The organism is Necropsobacter rosorum, from assembly GCF_964241405.1.
Taxonomy (GTDB): domain Bacteria; phylum Pseudomonadota; class Gammaproteobacteria; order Enterobacterales; family Pasteurellaceae; genus Necropsobacter; species Necropsobacter rosorum.
In genome coordinates, this window is sequence record NZ_CAXSXF010000003.1 from 152,215 (window position 1) to 173,246 (window position 21,032).

The 21,032-nt window shown below is 51.5% G+C and carries 16 protein-coding genes; 11 read left to right on the forward strand and 5 right to left on the reverse strand.

The window, feature by feature from the left end; genetic code table 11:
* The 8 genes from mscK (at position 1) to dnaX (ending at position 11,098) form a co-directional block, all read left to right on the forward strand.
* Positions 1-3,315 (forward strand): mechanosensitive channel MscK, encoded by a 3,315-nt coding sequence (mscK, locus tag ACESOH_RS07280; protein WP_373100538.1) that lies wholly within the window; start codon positions 1-3, stop codon positions 3,313-3,315.
* A 9-nt stretch (positions 3,316-3,324) separates the two neighbouring features.
* Positions 3,325-4,407 (forward strand): chorismate synthase, encoded by a 1,083-nt coding sequence (gene aroC, locus ACESOH_RS07285; RefSeq protein ID WP_373100539.1) that lies wholly within the window; start codon positions 3,325-3,327, stop codon positions 4,405-4,407.
* Positions 4,398-5,264, forward strand: coding sequence for a penicillin-insensitive murein endopeptidase (gene mepA / locus ACESOH_RS07290; protein ID WP_373100540.1), 867 nt, complete (start codon positions 4,398-4,400; stop codon positions 5,262-5,264). The genes aroC and mepA overlap by 10 nt, the downstream gene beginning before the upstream one ends.
* Before the next feature lie 82 nt (positions 5,265-5,346).
* Positions 5,347-6,672, forward strand: coding sequence for a cation:dicarboxylate symporter family transporter (locus ACESOH_RS07295; protein WP_373100541.1), 1,326 nt, complete (start codon positions 5,347-5,349; stop codon positions 6,670-6,672).
* A gap of 2 nt (positions 6,673-6,674) precedes the next feature.
* Positions 6,675-7,442: a TSUP family transporter gene (locus ACESOH_RS07300; RefSeq protein ID WP_032092130.1), complete on the forward strand. Its 768-nt coding sequence runs from the start codon at positions 6,675-6,677 to the stop codon at positions 7,440-7,442.
* A gap of 15 nt (positions 7,443-7,457) precedes the next feature.
* On the forward strand, positions 7,458-8,414 hold the full coding sequence (gene lpxM, locus ACESOH_RS07305; protein WP_373100542.1) for a lauroyl-Kdo(2)-lipid IV(A) myristoyltransferase: 957 nt from the start codon (positions 7,458-7,460) through the stop codon (positions 8,412-8,414).
* Between the two features lie 94 nt (positions 8,415-8,508).
* Positions 8,509-9,051: an adenine phosphoribosyltransferase gene (gene apt, locus ACESOH_RS07310; RefSeq protein WP_373100679.1), complete on the forward strand. Its 543-nt coding sequence runs from the start codon at positions 8,509-8,511 to the stop codon at positions 9,049-9,051.
* A gap of 19 nt (positions 9,052-9,070) precedes the next feature.
* Complete coding sequence (gene dnaX / locus ACESOH_RS07315; protein WP_373100543.1) at positions 9,071-11,098, forward strand: DNA polymerase III subunit gamma/tau; 2,028 nt, start codon at positions 9,071-9,073, stop codon at positions 11,096-11,098.
* Between the two features lie 141 nt (positions 11,099-11,239).
* On the opposite strand, the gene ACESOH_RS07320 is transcribed toward dnaX, so the two are convergent.
* Positions 11,240-12,568: a cation:proton antiporter gene (locus ACESOH_RS07320; RefSeq protein WP_373100544.1), complete on the reverse strand. Its 1,329-nt coding sequence runs from the start codon at positions 12,566-12,568 to the stop codon at positions 11,240-11,242.
* A gap of 140 nt (positions 12,569-12,708) precedes the next feature.
* On the opposite strand from ACESOH_RS07320, the gene ACESOH_RS07325 reads away from it, so the two are divergent.
* Positions 12,709-13,590, forward strand: a complete 882-nt coding sequence (locus ACESOH_RS07325; protein WP_373100545.1) for an endonuclease/exonuclease/phosphatase family protein — start codon at positions 12,709-12,711, stop codon at positions 13,588-13,590.
* On the opposite strand, the gene ACESOH_RS07330 is transcribed toward ACESOH_RS07325, so the two are convergent.
* Positions 13,571-13,921, reverse strand: a complete 351-nt coding sequence (locus ACESOH_RS07330; protein WP_373100546.1) for a RidA family protein — start codon at positions 13,919-13,921, stop codon at positions 13,571-13,573. The genes ACESOH_RS07325 and ACESOH_RS07330 overlap by 20 nt on opposite strands.
* Before the next feature lie 105 nt (positions 13,922-14,026).
* Here ACESOH_RS07330 and ACESOH_RS07335 point away from each other — a divergent pair, with 105 nt between their 5' ends.
* Together ACESOH_RS07335 and ACESOH_RS07340 are read left to right on the forward strand one after the other, a co-directional pair.
* Positions 14,027-14,740, forward strand: a complete 714-nt coding sequence (locus tag ACESOH_RS07335; protein ID WP_373100547.1) for a YwiC-like family protein — start codon at positions 14,027-14,029, stop codon at positions 14,738-14,740.
* A gap of 9 nt (positions 14,741-14,749) precedes the next feature.
* Positions 14,750-15,466 carry a tetratricopeptide repeat protein gene (locus ACESOH_RS07340; protein ID WP_373100548.1) on the forward strand — a complete coding sequence of 239 codons (717 nt, stop codon included), beginning with the start codon at positions 14,750-14,752 and terminating at the stop codon, positions 15,464-15,466.
* Between the two features lie 47 nt (positions 15,467-15,513).
* On the opposite strand, the gene parC is transcribed toward ACESOH_RS07340, so the two are convergent.
* The 3 genes from parC to parE are packed head-to-tail and all read right to left on the reverse strand — an operon-like array spanning position 15,514 to position 20,837.
* Complete coding sequence (gene parC / locus ACESOH_RS07345) at positions 15,514-17,769, reverse strand: DNA topoisomerase IV subunit A (protein ID WP_373100549.1); 2,256 nt, start codon at positions 17,767-17,769, stop codon at positions 15,514-15,516.
* Positions 17,770-17,827: 58 nt separating this feature from the next.
* The gene (nirK, locus tag ACESOH_RS07350; RefSeq protein WP_373100550.1) at positions 17,828-18,922 is read right to left on the reverse strand and encodes a copper-containing nitrite reductase; all 1,095 of its coding nucleotides are present in this window, start codon (positions 18,920-18,922) and stop codon (positions 17,828-17,830) included.
* A gap of 16 nt (positions 18,923-18,938) precedes the next feature.
* Positions 18,939-20,837, reverse strand: coding sequence for a DNA topoisomerase IV subunit B (gene parE, locus ACESOH_RS07355; RefSeq protein WP_032092120.1), 1,899 nt, complete (start codon positions 20,835-20,837; stop codon positions 18,939-18,941).
* Positions 20,838-21,032: the final 195 nt, after the last annotated feature.

A 21,032-nucleotide genomic window follows, 5' to 3' on the forward strand; every position in this document is an offset into this window, starting at 1 on the left:
ATGAAACGACGTCGTATTTTTTCAATGTTATTTGCGGCGGGGCTGTTATTGCTCTGCAGCGGCGGCAGTATGGCCGAGGTGCCGAGCGAAGAGAGCGTGCAGACGCAGCTGGCGGCGGCAAAAGAGAAGGATCAGAACGATGCGGCGAATAAAGCATTGGTGCAGAATCTGCAAGATACGCTGGATTTACTGACCAAAATCAGCAAACAAAAAGAAGATAATAAAGCGCTGGACAGTGCGATCAATAACGCAGCGAAAGCCACCGCAACCACACAGGCTTCCGTCGATAAGCTGAAAAGCGCCAGTGCGCCGAGCGCCGCGCAGCTGGCCAAATTATCGCTGACGGAATTACAGAATCAGTTAGCCACCGTGCAGCAGGATTTACAGCAGGTGCAGACGGATTTAACCAATATTAACGGACTGTTGGTTAATCAGCGTTCTGCGCCGGATCGCGCTCAGACGGTATTAAGCAATAATCTGGTGCGCTCGCAGGAAATCGAAAAACTGCTGTTTAATACCGCCATCGATCCGACGGAAAAAGGCAAGCTGGAAGCCGAAGCGGCGTTAATTAAGCTGCAAAATGCCTACAATCAGGCATTATTGCAGGGTAATAATGATCTGACCGCACTTTATACCATTCAGCTGGAAGAAAAAAATCTGGTGCAGCAGCAGCTGAAGAGCAAACAGACCGTGCTGCAGGATGTGGTGAATGAAAAAAATCTACAGGAAACCCGCCAGCAGGCCGAACAGTTGCAGCAGGACGGCAAAAGCAGTACCAATCCATTGCTGGCCGAGCAGCAAAATCTTAATCTGGCCATCAGTCAGGATCTGATTAAACAGACGGCGCAGTTAAATACCATGACGCAGGATAATCTGCGGATTAAAAGTGTGTTGGATAATTTGCAGCAGACCGAGCGCAATATTAACGAGCAGATCAGCGCGCTGCAGGGGACACTGGTGCTTTCCCGTATTATTAATAAACAAAAGCAACTGTTGCCGCAGGATCAGATGGTAAGCGGCTTAGCCAAACAGATTACCGATTTGCGGGTCAGAATTTTTGATTTGACCGAAATTCGTGACAATCTGTATGAAACCAAAAGCTATATCGCGGATTTGGAAAAGAAAAATAACGCCACGCTGACGGACGCCGAACGCAACCAGCTGACTACAATTTTGCAGGAACGCCGTAAACTGCTGTCGGATACCATCACCACGCTGAATAATCAGCTGAATCTGGCGATTAATATTGAGCTGAATCAGCAGCAGGTGACCGCAATCAGCGACACCTTGCAGGATAAACTGCAGCAGCAAAGTTTCTGGGTGAAAAGCAATTCGCCGCTTGATTTGGACTGGGTGACCAACTTTTTGCCGCGGGTGCAGTTCCAATTGAAAGACATCAGTGCGCTGATCAATTTTTCCAACTGGAAAGACAATATTATTCCGGCCGGCATCCTGATTGTTTTTCTGTCTTTATTGACCGCACTGATTCAATGGCGTAAACAGAAAATCAAGCAGCGTCTGACTTATATCAACAGCCGGATTAATACCTTAACCGGTGATCGTCAGCGTTATACGCCGGAAGCGATTTTCTGGACATTGATTCTGTGTCTGCCGAGCACGCTGATCTTTTTATCCTGTCTGATCTTGATCACCTTTATCTGTTTTGAAAATCCGGCCAATTTCTGGTGGTGGTCGCTGCGCATGTCCGGCTATTGGCTGTTCTTTGCCTTTATATTAGCCATGTTGCGCCCGAACGGGTTGGCATACCGCCATTTTAATATGCCGCTTAAAAATGTGGAGATCTTCTCCTCCGTATTGAAACGTTCCGTGTGGATTTGCGCCCTGTGGCTGAATGCGGGCATGTTCACCCGGCTGGATGCGGGGATTACCAATGATGTGATCGGGCAGGTGCTGACTATTTCGATTCTGATTATTTCATTGTTTATTGTCGGCCCGCGTTTACGCTATGCGGTACGGGCGTATCAGAACAGCCAGCAGGAAAGCACCGGGCAGGAATATCTGTCTAAATTCGCCCGTATCTTACTGGCGATCGCACCGGTGGCGCTGATTATTCTGATCGTCATGGGGTATTATTACACCGCGTTGATTCTCATGGATCATTTAATGTCCTCCTATTTCGTTTTTGTTATCTGGATGGTGCTGCGCGATGTGATTTACCGTGCCTTTACGGTTTCCGCCCGCCGTTTGGCTTACCGGCGCATACAGGAAAAACGTGAGCAAGCGCAGGCGCAGAAAGCGGAAACCGATGACGGTGAAGTCAGTCTGGATATTCAGCCGGAAGAAGAAATCGCAATTTCTCAGGTGAAAGCGCAGGTCGGGCGCGTCACCGATCTGTTATTATGGGTAGGCTTATTCGCGTTATTTTATTGGGTCTGGTCCGATTTAATCGCCGTGGCGTATTATCTGGAAGGTGTGACGCTGTGGCAGCAAAGCGTCACCACCGATTCCGGCGTGGTTATGGAATCCATTACCTTGCTGAATCTGTTGCTGGCGATCGTGATATTGGTGGCGACTTATGCCTTGGTGCGCAATATTTCAGGGTTGCTGGAAGTGCTGATTTTCTCCCGTTTCAGCTTTTCGCAGGGCACTCCTTACACCATTACCACCTTATTGATCTATTTTATTATCGCGATCGGCGCGGGTACCGCGTTTGCGACACTGGGCATGTCGTGGTCGAAACTGCAATGGCTGTTTGCCGCGTTATCCGTCGGTCTCGGTTTCGGTTTGCAGGAAATTTTCGCCAACTTCGTTTCCGGTATCATTATTCTGTTTGAACGTCCGGTGCGAATCGGCGATGTGGTCACGATCGGCACCTATTCCGGTACGGTGTCCAAAATCCGTATCCGTTCCACTACGCTGATTGATTTTGATAAAAAAGAAGTCATCGTGCCGAATAAAGCGTTCGTGACGGAACGGATCGTCAACTGGGCGCTGACCGATTCCATGACCCGCGTTTTAGTAAATGTGGGCGTGGCCTACGGCTCGGATCTGGAACTGGTGAGAAAATTATTGCTACAGGCGGCGAACGAATGTGATCGCGTACTGAAAGATCCGGAGCCTGCGGCCTATTTCTTATCTTTCGGCGCCAGCACGCTGGATCATGAATTGCGCGTTTATGTGGGTAAAATCGGCGACAGAACCCGGACGGTGGATTACCTAAACCGCCGCATCGAACAGTTATTTACGCAACACAATATCGATATCGCCTTTAATCAGCTGGATGTGTTCATTAAAAATACCTCCTCTGATGAGGAAATCCGGCTTATATCGGAGAAAACGGTTATCAAAAATTAAGGAAGCAATATGGCAGGCAACAGCATAGGACAGTTATTTCGCGTCACCACTTTCGGTGAATCGCACGGTATCGCACTGGGGTGCATCGTTGACGGCGTTCCGCCGGGACTGGCGTTATCGGAACAGGATATTCAGCCGGATTTGGATCGCCGCAAGCCCGGCACTTCCCGCTATACTACGGCGCGCCGTGAAAATGACGAGATACAGATTTTATCCGGCGTATTTGAAGGAAAAACCACCGGCACCAGCATCGGCATGCTGATTAAAAATGCCGATCAGCGCTCGCAGGATTACGGCGAGATCAAAGACCGTTTCCGGCCGGGCCATGCGGATTATACCTATCAGCAGAAATACGGTTTGCGCGATTATCGCGGCGGCGGGCGGGCATCCGCGCGGGAAACCGCCATGCGGGTCGCGGCGGGGGCGATTGCCAAAAAATATTTGCGCGAACACTTCGGGATTGAGGTGCGCGGATATTTATCGCAAATCGGCGCGGTGAAAATCGATCCGCGCACGGTGGAAAATGTCACGGCTATCGATTGGCAGCAGGTCAATGCTAATCCGTTTTTCTGCCCGGATCAAAGTGCGGTGGAAAAATTTGATGAATTGATCCGCCGCCTGAAAAAAGACGGCAATTCCGTCGGGGCAAAGCTGACGGTGGTGGCGGAAAACGTGCCCGTCGGTTTGGGCGAACCGGTTTTTGATCGTCTGGATGCGGATTTAGCCCATGCGTTAATGGGCATTAATGCGGTGAAAGCGGTGGAAATCGGCGACGGTTTCGCCGTGGTTGAACAGCTCGGCACTCAGCACCGTGATGAAATGACGCCGCAGGGTTTTTGTTCCAATCATGCGGGCGGAATTTTGGGCGGCATCAGCTCGGGGCAACCGATTATTGCCACGCTCGCCTTAAAGCCGACTTCTAGCATTACTATTGCGGGACGCTCGGTAAATCGGGAAAATCAGCCGGTAGAAGTGGTGACCAGAGGGCGCCATGACCCCTGCGTGGGAATTCGTGCCGTGCCGATCGCCGAGGCGATGACGGCTATCGTGCTGCTTGATCATTTATTACGATTTAAGGCGCAATGTCGATGAAAACTTCTCTACGAACAGGCTTAAGTGCGGTCGTTTTTTCCGCTGTTTTTTTCGTTTCTTCCGTGATTGCCGCCCCGCAGGACTGGCAACAGGTAAAACGCCCGATTCCCGGCGATCCGACCCCGGTCGGTTCGTACAGCAACGGTTGTATTATCGGTGCGCAGGCGTTGCCGTTCGACGGCGACGGCTATCAGGTGATTCGCACCGCAAAAAACCGCTATTACGGCCATCCCGATATGATCGCTTATTTACAGCGTTTAGGACAAAAAGTGAAAGCCGCCGGCCTGCCGACCATGCTGATCGGCGATATCGCCATGCCGGGCGGCGGTCGTTTCCTGACCGGTCATGCCAGTCATCAAATGGGGCTGGATGCGGATATTTGGCTGCGCATGGGACGTTTATCGGCTAAAGACGCGCAGGATCCCGCCGGTATGGGGCTGCTGGTGGTTAACCGTAAGGCGCAGCGGGTGGACGATCGGCTATGGAATGACAATCATACCAATCTAATTCGTCTGGCGGCGCAGGATAGACAGGTCAGCCGGATTTTCGTCAATCCGGCCATTAAACTGAAATTATGCCAGACGGTGCGGGGCGATCGCAGCTGGCTACAGAAAATCCGCCCATGGTTCGGTCATGATTCCCATTTCCATGTGCGGTTAACCTGCCCGCAGGGCGCGGCCTATTGTGAAAATCAGGCGCCGGTGCCGGCCGGTGACGGCTGCGGCGATGAGCTGTATTCCTGGTTTGAACCGGCGAAACCGTCGGTGACGCCGAGCAAGCCGAAAGCGCTGCCGCCGGAGCCGGTATTATGTCAACAGGTGCTGAATGCACCGAATCGCAGCGAGTGGTTAGAGTAAAAATTTAGGTGCGGCATCAGGATGAAAAAGATGCCGCAGGCTTGGCAAATCTGCCGTGAGTGAACATGGAAGGGGGAGTGTGATGTTTATTGTAACTTTGATGATTTTTGTTACCGGTCTGTTTTTGTTGGGCGTGGTGTACAACAAAACGCAAAAACTGGGACAAACGGTTTTTTTAGGCTTGCTGTTAGGCTTGCTGGGCGGCGCATTATTGCAGCTTTTTGCCGCAGAGCAGGTGATTAAAGACAGTCTGGAATGGATTAATTTGGTCGGCAACGGCTATGTGCGTCTGTTGCAGATGATTGTTATGCCGCTGGTGTTTATTTCCATTTTATCGGCCATCACCCGTTTAAATCAGGCCGGTTCTCTCGGCAAAATCAGCTTCAGCGTGATCGCCGTGTTATTGGTGACCACCGCCATCGCGGCGGCTATCGGGATCGCCATGGTATATTGGTTCGACGTCTCCGCACAAGGGTTGATTGCCGGTGAGCGTGAACTGGCCGCACAGGCGAGAGTGGACGGCAAGGTCGAGCAAATCAGCGGCTTAACGATTCCGGCCATGCTGCTTTCGTTTATTCCGAAAAATCCGTTTGCCGAACTGACCGGCGCCAGCCCGACCTCCATTATCAGCACGGTGATTTTTTCCGCTTTTTTAGGTGTTGCGGCAATCAGTTTGCGTAAAGAAAATCAGTCGCTGGGCGAACGTATTGCGCAAGGAATCGATACCTTAAATCAGCTGATTATGCGCGTAGTGCGTTTTGTCATCCGCTTAACGCCGTACGGTGTATTCGCCCTGATGATTAAAATGGCGGCCACCTCGAAATGGGCGGATATTTTAATGCTGGGTAATTTTATCATTGCCTCTTATGTCGCGATTTTATTGATGTTTGTGGTACACGGCATATTACTGGCGCTGGCCGGCATTAACCCGCTTCATTACTATAAACAGGTGTTGCCGACACTGAGCTTTGCTTTTTCCTCCCGTTCAAGTGCGGCCACTATTCCGTTAAATATTGAAACCCAAATCAATAAACTGGGTAACAATAATGTGATTGCGAATTTTGCCGCGACCTTCGGCGCAACCATCGGACAAAACGGCTGCGGCGGCATTTACCCGGCAATGCTGGCGGTCATGGTGGCGCCGACGGTAGGCATCGACCCGTTCAGCGTGCAGTATATCGCCACATTGATTTTGGTGGTGGCGATTTCTTCCGCCGGTATTGCCGGCGTGGGCGGTGGCGCGACGTTTGCGGCGATTGTGGTATTGTCAACGTTAAACCTGCCGTTGGCATTGGTGGGATTATTGATTTCCATTGAGCCGCTTATCGATATGGGACGAACCGCCCTGAACGTGAACGGCGCCATGGTGGCGGGAACATTAAGCAACAAATGGTTGTCAGGAAAATAAATATGCCGGAACTCAGTATTGAAATCATTATGCTTTTAGTCGGCGTGGCTTTCATCGCCGGTTTTATCGACGCCATCGCCGGCGGCGGCGGATTAATTACTATTCCGGCGCTGTTGATGACCGGCATGCCGCCGGCAATGGCGCTGGGTACCAATAAATTACAGGCTTGCGGCGGTTCGTTTTCCGCCAGTCTGTATTTTTTGCGCCGAAGAACGGTCAATCTGGCCGAAGTCTGGTTTTTATTACTGATGACGTTTATCGGCGCGGTGATCGGAACGGTGCTGATTCAGGCCGTTGACAGCGCATTAATTAAAAAAGTGATTCCGTTTCTGGTGTTGGCGATCGGCCTGTATTTTCTGCTGACGCCGAAGCTGGGCGATGAGGATCGGCAAAAGCGTATTTCCTATTCCGCGTTTGCATTAAGTGCGGGGCTGGGCATCGGGTTTTACGACGGCTTTTTCGGGCCGGGTACCGGTTCGCTGCTGAGTCTGGCTTTTGTCACCTTGCTCGGGTTTAATCTGGCGAAAGCCACCGCGCATGCGAAGGTGTTGAATTTTACTTCGAATCTTGCCTCGCTGATCTTTTTCCTGATCGGCGGACAGATTATGTGGACGGTCGGGCTGGCCATGATGCTGGGACAAGCGATCGGCGCCAATCTGGGTGCCAAAATGGTATTAACTAAAGGCAAAGCGTTAATTCGCCCGATGGTGGTGGTGATGTCCTTTATTATGACGGCAAAAATGGCCTATGATCAGGGCTGGTTCGGATAATTTGAGTGAAAGAACATGGCTGAACAACAAGAAGCATTACGCTTAACCGCGCGCGCAGGCTATCAGCCGCACTGGTCGTGGTCTTATTTATTGCCGCAATACTGGGGAATTTGGCTCGGCATTTTAGTGTTGCTGCTGCTGGCGTTTTTGCCTTATGGCTGGCGCGATAAGCTGGCGGCGAAATTAGGCGTGATTGTCGGTCGCAAGGCGAAAAAACAGCGTCACCGCGCGGCGGTCAACCTGCGTTATTGCTTTCCGCACTGGTCGGAGGAAAAGCGCGAGCAGGTGATTGACGCCATGTTCGTGACGGTAACCCAAGTGATGCTGGGCATCGGAGAAATTGCCGTGCGTTCGAAAAAACACTTGCAGGCGCGCAGCGAGTTTATCGGTATCGAACATATTCGACAGGCGAAAGCCGAGGGGCATAATATCATTTTGCTGGTGCCGCACGGCTGGGCGATTGACGCTTCCGGCATTATTCTGCATACCCACGGTATGCCGATGACTTCAATGTATAATCCGCATCGTAATCCGCTGGTGGATTGGCTGTGGACCATCACCCGCCAGCGTTTCGGCGGCAAAATGCACGCGCGCCAAAACGGCATTAAACCGTTTTTGAATACGGTAAAAAAAGGCGAAATGGGCTATTATCTGCCCGATGAGGATTACGGCGCCGAACTGAGCGAATATGTGGATTTTTTCGCCACCTATAAAGCCACCCTGCCGGGGCTGAACAAAATGGCAAAACTGGCTAAAGCGGTGGTGATTCCGATGTTCCCGCGCTATAACGCGGCGCGCGGCAAATATGAAATGGAAATTCATCCGGTGATGAGTTTAAGCGATGATCCCGCACAATCGGCGCGGGCGATGAACCGCGAAATCGAAAGTTTCGTCACCCCGACACCGGAGCAATACGTCTGGATTTTACGCCTGCTGAAAACGCGCAAAAACGGCGAGGATATTTATCGTTAAATCCCATAATCTGTGATACTATTTGCGCCGGTTTCTTTTATACAACTTTTATACAAAAAGTCGAAAATTTTCGACCGCACTTTTAGGTAATATGATGAACAACCCATTAGAACTGATTAAATCATCTATCAAATCCATTCCCGATTATCCGAAAAAGGGAATTATTTTCCGGGACATTACCGGATTAACGGCTGTTCCGGCCGCATTTAAAGCCTCAATTGATCTGATCGTCGCACAATACCGGGATAAGGGTATCACTAAAGTTATCGGTACGGAAAGCCGCGGGTTTATTTTCGGCGCGCCGGTTGCGCTGGCGCTGAACGTGCCGTTCGTGTTAGTGCGTAAACCGGGCAAGCTGCCGCGTGCGACCCTGGCGCAATCTTATCAGCTGGAATACGGTGAAGATACGCTGGAAATTCATGCCGATTCCATTGAAGCAGGCGATAATGTGTTGATTATTGATGATTTACTGGCCACCGGCGGCACCGTAGAGGCGACCGTAAAACTGGTGCGCCGCCTGCACGGTGAAGTGAAACACGCCGCTTTTGTGATCAATCTGTGTGATCTCGGCGGGCAGGAACGTTTGCACGCTTTGGGCGTCGAGCCGTTTACGCTGGTGGATTTTCCGGGACATTAATTGACAGGAAGGACGGGCAATGAGTTATCAGGTATTGGCAAGAAAATGGCGGCCGAAAAACTTCGCCGACGTAGTAGGGCAGGAGCATATTCTGACCGCGCTGTCCAATGGTCTGAAAGATAACCGCCTGCATCACGCCTATTTGTTTTCCGGCACCCGCGGAGTGGGCAAAACCTCCATTGCGCGTTTGTTCGCCAAGGGATTGAATTGCATTCACGGCGTAACGGCCGAACCTTGCGGCGTGTGCGAACATTGTCAGGCGATCGAAGAAGGGCGTTTTATCGATCTGATCGAAATTGATGCCGCCTCGCGCACCAAAGTGGAAGATACCCGCGAATTGCTGGATAACGTGCAGTATAAGCCGGTGCAGGGGCGTTATAAGGTTTACCTGATCGATGAAGTGCATATGCTGTCCCGTCATTCTTTCAACGCGTTGCTGAAAACGCTGGAAGAGCCGCCGGAGTATGTCAAATTTCTGCTTGCCACTACCGATCCGCAAAAGCTGCCGGTTACCATTTTATCCCGCTGTATTCAGTTTCATCTGAAAGCGCTGGAACAGACGCAAATCGCACAGCATCTGGCGCATATTCTGAACGCGGAGCATATTCCGTTTGAGGCGCTGGCGCTGGATAAACTGGCGAAAGCCGCACAGGGCAGTATTCGTGACAGTCTGAGCCTGACGGATCAGGCGATCGCCATGAGTAACGGCAATATCACCCTTGAAGTGGTCAGCAATATGCTGGGTTTGCTCAGCGATGAGCAGCCGATAGAGATTTTATACGCCCTGCAACAGGGCAATGCGGAAGCGATGATGAAAGGCATTCGATCGGTGGCGGAGAAAGGCGGCGATTGGGATGAATTACTCAACGCGGTGGCCGAGCTGCTGCATCATATTGCCATGCAGCAGTTATTGCCGCAGGGACAAATCAGCGATGAAAGCCCAATCGGTTTTCTGGCCAAACACATTGCCCCGGAAGATGTACAGTTTTTCTATCAGATTATTGTCTCCGGCCGTAAAGAGCTGGCGTTCGCGCCTAATCGGCGTGCCGGTGCGGAGATGATTCTGATGCGCGCGCTGGCGTTTCACCCGAAATTATTCAACATCGCGCCGTCCGCCGCTGCGTCGGCGGAAGCCTCAACCACGCCGCCATTGGTGGAAATGCCGGTGCTGTCGCAAAATATAAAAGCCAAATATCAAGCGCAAACCGCGCCACGGCGCACCGAACTGAGCGATTCGAGTTCGGCGGCTCTGCAAGCGCTGGAACAATTATCCAAACCGGTTGCCGCCGCGGAACCGACAACGGCGGACGAAAAAAAAAAGCATAATCTGACGAACGCAGAACCGTCGGCAGCGGTTAATACTTTGCCGCTGGTCGGTCGGCCGGCGAAACAACAGGCTGAAATACATTCTTCTAATCCGTCCGTTTCCTCCGTGCAACCGCCGGCGCCGAACAATACGCCGGCAGAAAAAAGTGCGGTGGAAAATAGCGTCGAAAATGAAAACGAAGACAGTGAAGAGACGCAAACGGCTGAAAATTACCGCTGGGAGTGGATTAATCCGGAAATGGCGAAAGAGCAGCAATCGGTGCGTCCTTCGGAAATCAAACGCGCGATCCTGCAGCACAGCACGCCGGAATTACAGCAGCGGATTGTCTGCGCCGCCCGCCAGCAGGACAGCTGGACGGATACGGTGGAAAAAATCGGCGTAAGCGGTCTGGTGAAAGAAATGGCGATGAACTGTTTTATTGTGCAGCAGTCGGAAACCCAGCTCCGGTTAGGCTTATCTTCCGCACATTTTCATTTAAATAAGGACAAAACCCGGCAAATGCTGGGCAAGGCATTAAGTGAGTTTTACGGCAACGAGATTGCGTTGACGATTGAGGAAAACAACGATTCGACCCGGTTAACGCCGCTGGATCACCGTAATAAAATCTATCATGCGTTCAGTGAACAGGCTAAGCAGGATTTACAGCAGGATCCGAAACTTCGTTTATTACAGCAGGAATTCGATGCGCAGCTGGAACTCGGCAGCATCCGCCCGGTATAACCGACGAAGCGGATTTCAACGGGCAAAAAGTGCGGTAAAATTTGAGGCGAAATTTACTGACAGTCGCCGCCGAAGAACAATCATAACTAAAACAACGAGATAAAAATCACCTGCCGGAAACGAAAGGTGATTTTTTTATCCTTAATTTGACTGCGATGGCGGGGTTTTATGGTGTAGATCCACATATCCTCTTTGTTGCAGTGTGACTTCCTTGGATTTTTTCACCATGGTTTCGATCGTGGTGCCCTGTACTAAAATGGAAAACATCACCACCGCATAAGTCATCACCAGCAACAGATCGCGCACATTCATGCCGATTTCCGGCATAAACAGACTTCCGGCGGGAATGGACAACGCCATTGCCAGCGACAGCCCGCCGCGCAGCCCGCCCCAGGTCAGAATACGCAGCGTGTAGGGGTTATAAGTGGTTCTCATACTCAGCAGTTTAAACGGTATCCACACGCTGAGATAGCGGCACAACAGGCATACCGGAATGGCGATCAGGCTGAGTATAATACCTTGTGACGTAAAGCTGACCAGCAGCATGGCGGAGCCGATCAGCAGGAACAGCAAGGAATTGAGAAAATGGTCGATCATCTCCCAGAAGTGATCGAGATAATGCTGGCTTTGGGTGGAAAAGCCGGTATGTCTTGTCCAGTTTCCGATCATAATGCCGGCCACCACCATCGCCAGCGCGCCGGAAACCTGCAATAGATTCGCCAGCATAAAACCAGCCGTCGGAATGGTGAGCGTCAGCAGAATTTCCAGACTGCCGTCGTCGGTGGCGGAAATCAGAAAATGCGCCAACAGCCCCAATGCCAGCCCGAACAGAATACCGCCGACCGCTTCCAGCAGGAATAATTCGCTGATGCCTTCCAGCGTCGGTTCGCGGCCGCCGAAGGCAACGGCAAACACTGTGGTGAAAATCACCAGCCCGACACCGTCATTAAACAGGGATTCGCCTTCCACTTTCATGGACAGTTTTTTCGGCGCTTTCAGGTTTTTGATGATCGCAAGCACAGCAATCGGGTCGGTCGGGGAAATTAAGGCGCCGAACAGCAGACAATAGATAAATTCGATATGCCAGCCGATCAATCCGGTAATTCCGTACAACATAACGCCGACGAAAAAAGTGGAGGCCAAGGTGGAAAATAAGGCGAGAATGGTGATTTCCCATTTCTGGCTTTTCATCACCGGCAGCTTAATCCCCAGTGCGCCGGCAAACAGCAGGAAGCCTAAGATCCCGTCTAACAGAAAACTTTTAAAATTAATCCGCTCCATTACGGTTCTGGCGATATCGTCCAGATTAAACCAGTTTAAATAGCCCATCAGCAGCAGAATTAAAGAGCCGACCATCGCCGAGGCGGTAACGGCGATGGTGTATTGAATTTGGTCGTTGATTTTCTGGGTGATAAAACCGATAAGAATGGAAATTGCCGAAAGAAAACAAATGTAAGTGTAGATACTCATAGATAAGCCTTAATAAAAAATAAACCGAGTCAAACAAGCCTGATGAAAGAGGTGAGCAAAAAATACAGCAAGCGATTAATTGGCGTAGTATAAGGAAACTGCTATCATTTAGAAAGAATATTTTCTGAAAATACATTGAAATGAGTAGAGTAAAAACCCTTTTTGTTACCCTGTTGCTGCTGTTATCCGGCGCGGTCGCCTATTGGTTTTACAGCGTTGAGATTTATCCGAGCGCCAATGTGGTGTTTTCTGCCGCCGGCGCTTCGGATTATCAGCCCGAATCGCTGTCGCCGGATATTCAGTGTGCCGCGACAAATCGGGCGGTGACGCCGATTCGGCAGGATAAATTCGGGCTGCTGGTGTGGAATATTCATAAAGGGCAGGATCACGGCTGGCAGGCCGCCGTACAGCAGTTTGCACAGGATAAAGATTTTGTTTTATTACAGGAAGTGACCGATCGGCAGCATATCGCCGATTTATTTTCGCATCAATTTTCCACCGCACTTTATGTCAGCGCCTTTGCTTATCTGGGACGGCAATCGGGCGTAAGCTCTCTCAGCCGCTTTACGCCGCAAACCTATTGCGCCGGTTCTTCCGTCGAGCCGTGGATTCGGATCCCGAAAGTCGGTAATGCCATGTTGTTCCCGTTGGCGGACGGCCGGCGTTTATTAACCGTGAATCTGCATTTGGTTAATTTTGAACTCAATCCTACTTATTATTACCGCCAGTTGCGCGCGATGATGGCGTTAATCGCACGGCACCAAGGGCCGATTATTTTAGCCGGCGATTTTAATTCGTGGAACGGCTGGCGGCTGGCGCTGATTCGGCAGTTGACCGCGCAATACCGGTTGCAGGAAGTTCAGTTTAGCCCCGATTACCGGCTGCGCTTTTTTGATTATCCGCTGGATTGGGTGTTTGTGCGCGGATTTAAAACCCTGCGGGCGACTACGCTGCAAACCGGCAGTTCCGATCATAACCCGCTGCTGCTGGAGCTGGAACTGATTAAACCGCCGCGTGAATAACGATTTCCACTTTCCAGCGCGGATCGGCAAGGCGGGCTTCAACCGTGGCACGGCTCGGCGGATTTTCCGCATCCACCCATTCATCCCAGGCGCGGTTCATTTGCGCATAATCCGCCATATCCGCCAGAAAAATCTGCGCGTTCAGGATTCGGCTTTTATCCGAACCGAGGTCGGCCAATAAGTTATCAATCAGCGCCAGCACTTCCTGAGTCTGCTCATAGGCATCCGCCGCCGTATTTTCCGGCACTTGCCCGGCCAGATAAGCGACGCCCTGATACACGCTGATTTCCGATAAACGCCGATTGGCATAAAAACGTTGAACTTTTGACATTTTTATTTCTCTTAATAATAAAAGGGGAAATTAACACGGAAAGATTATAGCCGTTTTCGGCAAAAACGACTAAAATTCTTTTATTTTTAACCGCACTTATACAAGATGAAATTACTGATTTCCAACCAGCATGGCGCCATTGTGATGGCGTTGCTGCCGTTTTTATACGGCATGTTTTTATCGCATCCGATTTGGCCGCATCTTTTTCTGCTGGCGGGCTGGTTCGTGTTATATCTGATGACCTATCCGTTCCTGAATTTATTTAAAGGGCGCAATCTGCCGTTGTATGCGAAATGGAGCGGAATTTATGCGGGCGCCGCCCTGATTTTGGCGCTTCCGGCGTTGTATTATAACTGGCGGATTATTTATTTTCTGGCGACGATGTTGCCTTTTGTATTGGTCAATATTTATTATGTCAGACAAAAAAATGAACGGGCGCTGCTTAATGACATCGCAGGCATTATCATTTTTGCCCTCGCCGGCATGGGCGCCTACTATTTTCCCGACCGCACTTTTGATCAGACCATCTGGCTGGTGGCGCTGTATCCGAGTCTGTTTTTTGTCGGTACCACCTTATATGTGAAATCGGTCATGCGGGAACGTAAAAATCCGCGCTATCTGCAAGCCTCGATACTGTTTCATGGGCTGTGCGTAGTGGGATTTATCCTGATGGGGCAATATTATTTAGCGCTGGCTTTTGTGCCGCCGTTGCTTCGCGCCCTTGTGCTGCCGAAAGTCAAGCTGTCGGTTAAGCAGGTCGGATTTATTGAAATGGCCGTATCGTTATGGTTTTTGATCATGCTGCTGATTGCAGCTTAAAGAGAGATTATGAATTTATATAAATGGTTGTTATTACCGTTGGCCGCCCTGAGTTTTTATACGCACGGGCAATCGATTGCGCCGCATGAGGCGACGACGGAGATAACGCAAGGGGAAGAATTTACCGATCAGCAGCGGCGCAGTCTGGCGCAGCTGGCGGCGAACTGCGGGGATTGGCCGAAAGTGTTTGAGCTGATTTATCCGCTTGCCGAAAAGGGCGATGCCAATGCGCAGGCCAATCTGGGCATTTTGTATGTGCAGGGAAAAGGCGTCGCGCAGGATGCGGACAAAGCCTACTGGTGGTTCAGCGAAGCGGCGGAGCAGGGCAATATTAAAGGCATCAATTATCTGGCGTTTTTGTATCTGGACGGCCTTGGTACGCAGAAAAATATTCCGCACGGCATCAAACTGTTAAAGAAAACGGCACAGGCCGGCAATCAGACCGCCATGTTTATTCTGGGCGTATTGTATTACCGTGATTTGCAGGATTTCAAAAACGCGTTTATCTGGTTTGAAAGAGCCGCCAATACCGATCATAACGAATCCAAATTCCGCCTTGCCACGATGTATGAAGAGGGCAAAGGGATTAAAAAGAATGAGCAGAAAGCCATTTACTGGTATCGGGAAACCCTGAAACATCAAGACCAGTTCGCAGAGCAGGCACAAAAGCGCCTGAATGCGTTAAAACCGCATGCAGTTAATCAAACCAACACGAACGACAAATAACACACAGGGCAAAAACGATAAAGGCGGACATTCAGTCCGCCTTTGTGTTATGCACTTTGTGCCGGTTCAATCACCTCAATGTCGGCATCGCTGTGCAGACCGCGCGGTAATGCGGAACCTTTGCGACCGCGTTCGGCACGGAATTTTTGCCAGTCCGCCGGTTTGAGGGTGATTTTGCGCTTGCCGGCATGGAATACCAGACTGGCGTTTTCACTGATCAGCAATAAACGCACCAACAGTTCCGAGCGGTTTTTGGCGTTTGCCGCCGGAATGGTGATGATTTTATTACCCTTTCCTTTTGATAATGCCGGCAGATCGGCGACCGGGAAAATCAGCATACGACCCGCGGAGGTCAGCGCCACCACAAGTGCGGTCGGATCGGTCAGCGTTAACGGCGGCAACACCTTGGCGTTTTCCGGCAGGGAAATTAACGCTTTGCCCGCTTTGTTGCGTGCGATTAAATCCTCAAATTTACACAAGAAACCGTAACCGGCGTCGGAGGCCAACAACAATTGCTGCGGCTCGTTTTGCATCAGCACCTGTTCCACCGTGGCGCCGGCCGGCAGCGACAGTTTCCCGGTCAGCGGTTCGCCCTGCGAACGGGCGGAAGGTAATGACAGCGGATCCAGCGCGTAGCTGCGCCCGCTGCTGTCGACAAATACCGCCGGCTGATTGCTTTTACCATAAGCATGAGCCAGATAGCCGTCACCGGCTTTATAGTTCAGTCCCTGCACGTCAATATCATGCCCCTTGGCACAGCGCACCCAGCCCATTTGCGACAAAATCACGGTGACCGGTTCTGCCGGCAACATCTCATTTTCGGCGATGGCTTTCGCCTCGGCGCGTTCTACCAGCGGCGACATGCGCGGGCTGGCAAAGGTTTGCGCATCCTGCTGAATTTCTTTTTTAATTAAGGTGTTGAGGCGGCGCTCGGAGCCCAGAATTGCCTGTAGGCTTTGCCGTTCCTGTTCCAGTTTATCCTGTTCCGCCTGTAGGGCGTGTTCTTCCAGTTTCGCTAGCTGGCGCAGACGCAGATTTAAAATCGCTTCCGCCTGTTCATCGCTCAGATTAAAGCGCTGCATCAGCACCGGTTTCGGTTTGTCCTCGCTGCGGATAATGGCGATTACTTCATCAATATTGAGAAAGGCGATCATTAAGCCCTGTAGAATATGCAGCCGTGCCATTACTTTATCCAAGCGGTGCTGCAGGCGACGGGTGACGGTGGTTCGGCGAAACGTCAGCCACTCGGTCAGAATCTGCGGCAGGTTTTTCACCGCCGGTTTGTTGTCCAGCCCGATCATGTTCATATTGACACGATAGCTTTTTTCCAGATCCGTCGTGGCGAATAAGTGCGCCATCAGCGCTTCGGTATCTACCCGGTTGGAACGCGGCACAATCACAATGCGTACCGGATTTTCGTGATCCGCCTCATCGCGGATATCGTCCACCATCGGCAGTTTTTTCGCCGTCATCTGATCGGCAATCTGGGCGATGATTTTGGACGGCGAAGCCTGATGCGGCAACGCGCTGACGATAATTTCGCCGTCTTCTTTTTTCCATACCGCCCGCATTTTGATTGAACCGCGCCCTTGCTGATAAATTTTGCGGATATCCTCTTTCGACGAGATGATTTCCGCTTCCGTCGGATAATCCGGGCCGTGCAGCACCGTCATGAGTTGATCAAGTTCAGCCTGCGGATTCTCCAGCAGCATCACGGCGGCATCCGCCACTTCGTTAATATTGTGCGGCGGAATATCAGTCGCCATACCGACGGCGATGCCGGTTGTGCCGTTTAACAGAATATGCGGCAGACGCGCCGGCAGATATTGCGGCTCTTCCAGCGTGCCGTCGAAATTAGGCTGATAATTAACCGTGCCTTGTCCCAGTTCGCCAAGCAGCAACTCGGAAATGGCGGCCAGCCGGGATTCCGTGTAACGCATAGCGGCGAAGGATTTCGGATCGTCCGGCGCGCCCCAGTTGCCTTGCCCGTCCACCAGCGGATAGCGATAAGAAAAAGGCTGCGCCATTAACACCATGGCTTCATAGCAGGCGCTGTCGCCGTGCGGGTGGAATTTACCCAGCACATCCCCCACGGTACGCGCCGATTTTTTGTATTTCGCCGTGGCGTTCAGCCCGAGTTCGGACATGGCATAAATGATGCGGCGTTGTACGGGTTTCAGTCCGTCGCCGATAAACGGCAGCGCACGATCCATAATCACATACATGGAATAATTGAGATAAGCGCTTTCGGTAAAACGGCGAATCGGCATTTGCTCGACGCCTTCATAATTAATTTGTGGCATAAACTCTGTTTCTGTTTTGTAATGACCGCAAAAGTGCGGTCGGTTTTTGAATTATTTTTTAATGCTGGAATCCGCTGTCGGTATCGGCATCGGGATTGCGTTGCTGGTAGATTTCATCTTTAATTTTGCCGCTGAAAATCGCCGGATTTTCCTCTCCCGTGACGATCAGCGTTCCTCTGGCGCCTTTATCTGCGCGGAAAATCGAATGATCGATAAAACTGTAACGGCCGGGCACCGGAATGCTGACCTCCGTTATCGTCGCGCCGCCCGGCGGGATCAGTGTGGTCTGTACATGCTGATTGCGCAGCGAACCGCCTTCCACATAAACGGTATCGAAGGCTTTGCCGATCAAATGAAAAGCGGAGGCTTTATTCGGCCCGGCGTTGCCTACATAAAAACGGATTTTGTCGCCCACGTTGGCATGTAGCGCCTTATCTTCCGTCAGCGCGCCGTAATGGCCGTTGAATACCACATAATCGGGCAGTTCGTAGGCGGCTTTTTCCGGGCTGAACACTTGCAGGCCTTTTTCACCGAAAGCGCCGCGGGTATAGAATTCATTTTGTATGATATAAAATTCTTTGTCCGCCGGCGGTAATCCTGCTTTCGGTTCCACCAGCATTAAACCGAACATGCCTTTGCCGATATGAATGCCGGCTCCCGGCATTGCCGCGCAGTGATAAAGGTACAACCCGGGCGATAATACTTTAAAGCTGTAAATACTGGTATGACCGGGCGCCGTATTGCTTACCGTCGCGGTACCTTCCGGCGCGGCGGCGGAATGAAAATCAAGGCTGTGCGCCAGTTTTGAGTTGACCGGATTGGACAAATGAATCTCCACCGTGTCTCCTTCGCGCACCCGGATAAACGGTGCCGGCGTGGTGCCGTTAAAGGTCCAGTATTTAAACTGTACCTCCGGCATCATGTCCATGATCTTTTCCAGCGCTTCCAGTTTTACAATCACTCTGGCCGGCGTGGTGCGGTTAAGCGCTTTGGGAACATGCGGCGCCGGTGTCAGTTCCGCTTCAATCACCGGCAGCTCGGAAACGGCCGGATTTTCTACCGCACTTTTGGCCGTTTCAGGCGTCGCGGCTAAAGCGGGCGCGCTAATGGCGAAAACGGCGCCGATGATAAGGGATACAATGGTTTGTCGCATAGGGAATGTCCTCCGTTTAGACTGTGAGATCGACCTGATCGCCGTTGATTTGCAGCCAGTTTTTGCGATCTTCCGCGCGTTTTTTGGCCAGCAGCATATCCATTAACTCGAGGGTTTCGTCGGCAGTCTGTGCGTCCTGCTCAAAGGTCAGCTGAACCAGTCGGCGGGTGTTCGGATCCATGGTGGTTTCGCGCAGCTGGTTCGGGTTCATCTCGCCCAGCCCTTTGAAACGCTGTACATTCAGTTTGCCTTTTTTGTTTTTCAGGCGATCCAAAATGCCTTCTTTTTCGCCTTCATCCAGCGCATAAAAGACTTCATTGCCTAAATCAATGCGGTACAGAGGCGGCATTGCCACATGAACATGCCCCTCGCGCACCAGTTTCGGAAAATGGCGCAGAAACAGCGCGCACAGCAGGGTGGCGATATGCAGCCCGTCGGAGTCCGCATCGGCGAGGATACAGACTTTGCCGTAACGCAGCTGGGAAAGATCGTCACTGTCGGGATCGATACCCAACGCCACGGCGATATCATGCACTTCCTGTGAGCCGAGCACTTGATCCGCCGAAACTTCCCAAGTATTCAGAATTTTACCGCGCAGGGGCAAAATCGCCTGATATTCGCGATCGCGCGCCTGTTTGGCGGAACCGCCGGCGGAATCGCCTTCCACCAGAAACAGCTCCGTGCGTGCGGAATCCTGCTGACTGCAATCCGCCAGTTTACCCGGTAACGCCGGGCCGCTGACCAGTTTTTTGCGTACCACTTTTTTTGCCGCCCGCAAGCGACGTTCGGCGGAACTGATGGCCAGTTTCGCCAGTTCTTCCGCTTCCTGTACGTTTTGATTCAGCCATAAACTGAAGGCATCTTTCACCACGCCGCTGACAAACACCGCACTTTGGCGCGAGGACAGACGTTCCTTAGTCTGACCGGCAAACTGCGGGTCCTGCATTTTGATTGACAGCACATAAGCGCAGCGTTCCCAGATATCGTCCGCGGTCAGTTTAACCCCGCGCGGCAGCAGATTGCGGAATTCGCAGAATTCGCGCATTGCATCCAGCAATCCCTGACGCAAGCCGTTGACATGCGTTCCGCCCTGAATGGTGGGGATCAGATTAACATAGCTTTCACCGAGTAATTCGCCGCCCTCCGGCAGCCAGAGCAATGCCCAGCTGGCGGTTTCTTTGTCCGTTTTGAAATCACCGACGAAAGGAACCGCCGGCAGCGTAACGCTGTTTTGCACCGCTTCGCTCAGATAATCTGATAAGCCGTCCTGATACAGCCAGCTTTCTTCACTGTCGTTGATTTTATCGATAAAGCGGATTTCCAACCCGGAACACAGCACCGCTTTGGCGCGCAGCAAATGGCGCAGACGGGTGACGGAAAAATTGCTGCTGTCGAAATATTTCGGATTCGGTTTGAAATGTACGGTGGTGCCCGTATTGCGCCGCCCGCAGGTGCCGATCACGGTCAGTTCTTCGGTTTTTACCCCGTTTTCAAAGGCGATTTTATAAATCTGCCCGTTGCGTTTAATGGTGACGTCCACCCGCTCGGACAGGGCGTTGACGACGGAGATGCCGACTCCGTGCAGGCCACCGGAAAATTCGTAGTTTTTATTGGAGAATTTACCGCCGGCGTGTAGTTTGGTCATAATCACTTCCACGCCGGACACCTTTTCCGTCGGGTGAATATCCACCGGCATGCCGCGGCCGTTATCAATCACTTCCAGCGATTGATCTTTATGTAAAATCACGTCGATTTTATCGGCATAGCCCGCCAGCGCTTCATCCACGCTGTTGTCAATGACTTCTTGGGCAAGGTGATTAGGGCGGCTGGTGTCGGTGTACATGCCGGGGCGCAGCTGTACCGGCTCAAGATCTTTTAACACCGTAATTTCATTGGCGGAATAATTATCTGTCATGTTGTTTTCTGTAGTTAAACGTCAAATTTGCCGGGAATTTTAACAAAAAAATGACCCGCTTGCACCTAACAAGAAAGGGGATGATATGCCGTCGTCGCCCGGTACGATGTCTTGCATCAGGTATCGGATCGGGCGATGGCGTATATTAAACGAAAAACGGACGAGCACTCCGTTTTGGTGCGGTGTTTTATTGCC